Raw genomic sequence first — 2,043 nt, 5'->3', positions numbered from 1 at the left:
AGACTCCCCCTGGCACAGCACGTGCTGCAGGTGTCGGGGCGGGCGTCGTTCGAGCTCGTGCAGAAGGCGCGGCTTGCGGGCATCCCGATGCTGGCGGCGGTCGGGGCGCCGTCGACGCTCGCGGCGCAACTGGCGCACGACACGGGGCTGACCCTCGTCGGGTTCAGCCGCAACGGCTCATTCGCGATCCACGCGCACCCCGAACGCGTCGCCGGAATCTGACCCGTCCTCGGGCTGACGCGCAGTGCCGCGGGATGCGACGAGGCGTGGTTCCCGCGCGAGGGGCACGCTGAACACCGCCGCGACCACGAGCGCCGCACCGACACCGACGAGCGCACCGCCCACGGTGTCGCTCAGCCAGTGAGCGTGCAGGTACGTGCGGCTGAAGGCCATGAGCAGGATCCACGCCGCCCCGATGATCGCCACGACGAGCCGTGGAAACAGCACGACCGCGCACACCGCGATGGTCGCTGCGTTCGCGACGTGACCCGACGGGTAGGACCCGTAATCCGACATGATGAGGATCTCGGTGGGTCGCGCGCGGCCGAACAGGTGCTTGAGCAGCTGAACGAGTGCCGCCGACACCGCCTCGGCAGTGAGGAAGAAGGCCGCCGCCCATGGTCGACGCACCGCGATGAGAGCCCCCGCGCCGCCGAGCGGCACGACGAGCACACCGACCCACCCGCCTCCGATCACGTTCATGGCGTGCGACACGGGCCCCGCCAGCGGCACCGCCGCGTCGACGAGCAGGTTGTTCCACCAGGCGTCGATCGCGAACGGGGTGTTGCCCCGGGCGAACGCCCACGCGCCGAGTCCCGTCGCCAGCGCGATCAGGAGGAGACCGAGGGCGACCAGCGAGAACGTCATCGTCCGCGTACGGAAGGGAAGAGGCATCCGACCATTGTGCCCCGACCCCGATCCGGAAGGGCCGGCTCAGGGAGTGAGCCGCTCCACGGAACGCGGACGGACGATGAACCACAGCGCCGCCACCGCGAGGAGACCGCAGCCGACCATGACGGCCGCCATCGTCGTCGCGGTGATCGCCGCGCCGTGCGACACGCCGCCGACGATCGGAGAGACCAGCCCCGCGACGCCGAAATTGACGGCGCCGAGGATCGACGCGGCCGTCCCCGCCGCCTTCCCGTGCCGGTCCAGCGCGAGAACCTGCACGCACGGCATGGTGAACCCGACTCCGGTCATGAAGACGAACAGCGGCACGACGGTGCCCCACAGACCGAGTCCGAGCCGATCGGTCGCGATGATCGTCGTCCCCGCGATCACGAGCGTCGCCGTCGAGAACGCGAGCACCCACTGCGGCCCGAATCGCGCCGCGAGGCGAGAGGCGACCTGCACACCGACGACCACTCCGAGCGAGTTGACGGCGAACAGCAGGCCGTACTCCTGAGCCGTCAGGCCATAGGCCTCTTGGAAGAGGAACGGAGACGCGGAAAGGTAGGAGAACAGCCCGCTGAAGGCCATTCCGCCGATGACGAGCACGCCGAGGAACACGCGGTCGCTGAACACGCTCTTGTATCGCTGAACCATCGTCGTGTTGCCGCGGTCCTGACGGCGTGCCGGAGGCAGGGTCTCCGGGAGGAGCAGGATGGCGCACAGGAACATCAGCGCGCCGTAGCACGCGAGGACCACGAACAGCCCTCGCCAGGGCATGACCTCCATGAGGGCCGAGCCGATGAGCGGCGCGACGACGGGGGCTACCCCGGTCACGAGCGCGAGCCGGCTGAGCATGACCACCAGGCGCCGGCCGCCGAACAGATCGCGCACCATCGCCATCGCCACGACGCCGCCGGCGGCAGCCCCGATCCCCATGAACACGCGGGCGATGCCGAGTGTCCCCAGGGTGGGTGCCATCGCCGCGGCCACACTCGCCACGACATGGAGGGCGGTGACCGCGAGAAGCGGGATGCGGCGGCCGACCTTGTCGCTCAGCGGGCCCACGATCAGCTGACCGAGAGCGAAGCCGACCATCGTGCCGGTGAGCGTCAGCTGGATCGCCGCGGCCGTCGTCTGGAAGTCGGCCTCGAG

The 2,043-nt window shown here is 70.2% G+C and carries 3 protein-coding genes; 1 reads left to right on the top strand and 2 read right to left on the bottom strand.

The annotated features are described in order from the left end of the window. Positions 1 to 222: formate dehydrogenase accessory sulfurtransferase FdhD (locus B4E30_RS04480; protein ID WP_286793671.1), on the top strand; the 222-nt coding region annotated here is incomplete at its 5' end. Here the strand turns inward: B4E30_RS04480 and B4E30_RS04475 are convergent. Continuing rightward, positions 178 to 894, bottom strand: a complete 717-nt coding sequence (locus tag B4E30_RS04475; RefSeq protein ID WP_194384747.1) for a phosphatase PAP2 family protein — start codon at positions 892 to 894, stop codon at positions 178 to 180. The two genes, B4E30_RS04480 and B4E30_RS04475, sit on opposite strands and share 45 nt — an antisense overlap. A gap of 39 nt (positions 895 to 933) precedes the next feature. After that, on the bottom strand, positions 934 to 2,043 hold a 1,110-nt coding region (locus tag B4E30_RS04470; protein ID WP_286793670.1), incomplete at its 5' end, for a multidrug effflux MFS transporter.

Origin of the sequence: Microbacterium sp. UBA3394, assembly GCF_002358725.1 — a bacterium.
GTDB lineage: Bacteria > Actinomycetota > Actinomycetes > Actinomycetales > Microbacteriaceae > Microbacterium > Microbacterium luteum.
Note: the sequence above shows the minus strand (reverse complement) of the source record. Positions and strands in the feature narration are given on the sequence as shown.

What these genes read in the sequence shown, in the direction of transcription:
- B4E30_RS04475 (WP_194384747.1), bottom strand. Translation starts at nt 894, where the DNA reads ATGCCTCTTCCCTTCCGTACGCGGACGATGACGTTCTCGCTGGTCGCC.